The following is a 2,013-nucleotide window of genomic DNA, read 5'->3' as shown; positions in this document are numbered from 1 at the left end:
TTTTTCATTCAAGCATTATATTAAAATTGGATAGTCAAATCAGCTGAAAATTCAACGCTCAAAAGTGTAGCAATTTGCTACACTTTTTCATTTTCCTCAATTAATAATATTCTTAAAAAGTCTTCTAATTGCTGAATTTTATCTTCAGCTAGATTTTCAATTTTTAAAGAGACTTTTAACATTTTGTGATCAAATTTAATATTCCCTGCAACTTTTCCATCATGCTCAATTTTATGCACGATAGAATTTTTTACAGGCTGTTTATTCACTTTTGCCACCAAAATTTTCTCAGCCAATGCGGCAAGTTTAGTTTGCTCAACCTCATTTTTTAATAATTTTTCCCAAGCCGTCAGTAAGGCTTTCTTGGCATTTTCTGCCTGAGCGTCATGATCCGATAGAAACTTTTTAACCGCTGTGGCAGCCGTACGTGACATCAGTGCGGGTTGTCGATCTAGCTCTTGTAATATTTCTATCGGCATTTTCTCATAAGAGAGATATTTATACATATCTTCTCGAATCATACCCAAAGATTTAGCTAGTTTTTGTTTATTCTTTTTTAGATCATCATGTAAAGCGCTTAAGCCCACATAAATCTCATAATCATTTAGATCTTCGCGTTTTAAGTTTTCAGCTAAGGTAAATAATGCAGCATCTTCATCAGATGCATCGATCACAATCACTTCAATCGTCTGCTTATTTAACTTTTGATGTGCTCTTAATCGTCTTTCACCCGCAATCAATTGATAGCTATTTTTAACTCGGCGCACACTAATCGGTTGCAGCAAACCAATTGATTCAATTGATTCAGCAAGTTGTTGAATTTCATTGTCATCAAATAATTTACGCGGTTGGTAAGGACTTGGATTAATATCCGAAATTAATACACTTCGCTTAAGTTCTTTTAAATCTTGTATTAACTCTCGCTGAGCTTGTTGATGCTTTTGAGAGTTTTGCTGTAATTTCTTAGCCAACAGTTCTTTATTACTAACCATATTAATCTCTAAATTTTTTATTGAACTAAAGTGATAATTTCTAGTGCTAAAGATTCAAATGCTTTACGTACTTTGGTATTTTTATCGAGCTGAATCAGTGATTGTTGTAAAATAGCCGCTTGATTGACTTTGGTGCTATTGGGAATAGTGGTGGTTAATAGATGACCGACCTGATTAGATGCTTCAAGCTTAATCAATTTGCATACATTTTGTCTTTCATCATGTTTAATTAATAATGCCCCTAATAATTTTAAATCAGGATTAACCCGTCTAATTTTACTTAAATGATTAATTAAATCGGTAACGCCATATAGCCCATATTGCGAACCAGACTCAATAGGGATAATGACGTGTGTGGCACTGGCCAACGCGTTGCTGGTAAGTAGTTTTAAGCTAGGTGGACAATCTATTAAAATATAGTCATAAAGATCTTTTAAAAATTCTATTTTTGTTGCAAGTTCTTCAGAAGGACGTGGTGCATCATCTTTTAATTGATCTTCGGTACGACCTAAATTTAAAGAGCCGTAAATTAAAGACACGTTGCCAAAATTAGTATCTTCTTCTAAAGCATCTGTTAATAAACTTACGTCACCGAGTAATAGCTCGGCTGTAGTGGTTTCGACTTCACTGGGATGTTTCTTACCGACATGTAAGCTTGCATTGGCTTGAGGATCTAAATCAATAATTAAAACTCTATGGCCTAATTCTGCTAATTCAGAAGCCAGATGGACTGTTGTTGTTGTTTTTCCACATCCACCCTTATGATTAGCAATTGCAATAATTTTTGCCGATGACATATTTTTTAAGTCCTAATTTTTAATGCAGTTCACTATAATTCAATGTGTAGCAAGTTGCTACATAATCTACTGATTAAAATTGATAACTCTTAGGAGTGTCGTATTTAACAAGATTGAGAATAATTTTTCAATTTTTATAAAATCTAGCTAGCTAATTATAATTAAGTAATTAGGTTAATTAAGTAATTATAATTAGCGCATTTTTTATCATTAAAAAACAAAAG

The 2,013-nt window shown here is 32.9% G+C and carries 2 protein-coding genes; both read right to left on the bottom strand.

What is annotated here, in order from left to right; translation table 11 throughout:
* Positions 1-77: 77 nt before the first annotated feature.
* A complete protein-coding gene (locus tag SE27_RS12900; protein WP_039624235.1) occupies positions 78-992 on the bottom strand; it encodes a ParB/RepB/Spo0J family partition protein in 915 nt (304 codons plus the stop codon).
* 17 nt (positions 993-1,009) lie between these two features.
* Positions 1,010-1,789, bottom strand: a complete 780-nt coding sequence (locus SE27_RS12895) for a ParA family protein (protein WP_039624234.1) — start codon at positions 1,787-1,789, stop codon at positions 1,010-1,012.
* Positions 1,790-2,013 lie beyond the last annotated feature (224 nt).

The sequence above is a fragment of the Acinetobacter harbinensis genome, assembly GCF_000816495.1.
GTDB classification, from domain to species: Bacteria; Pseudomonadota; Gammaproteobacteria; order Pseudomonadales; family Moraxellaceae; genus Acinetobacter; species Acinetobacter harbinensis.
This window is presented reverse-complemented; position numbering and strand designations above follow the sequence as displayed.

Bases quoted from the DNA above. Each gene is read 5' to 3' on its own strand.
- SE27_RS12900 (WP_039624235.1), bottom strand. From the start codon at position 992: ATGGTTAGTAATAAAGAACTGTTGGCTAAGAAATTACAGCAAAACTCT.
- SE27_RS12895 (WP_039624234.1), bottom strand. From the start codon at position 1,789: ATGTCATCGGCAAAAATTATTGCAATTGCTAATCATAAGGGTGGATGT.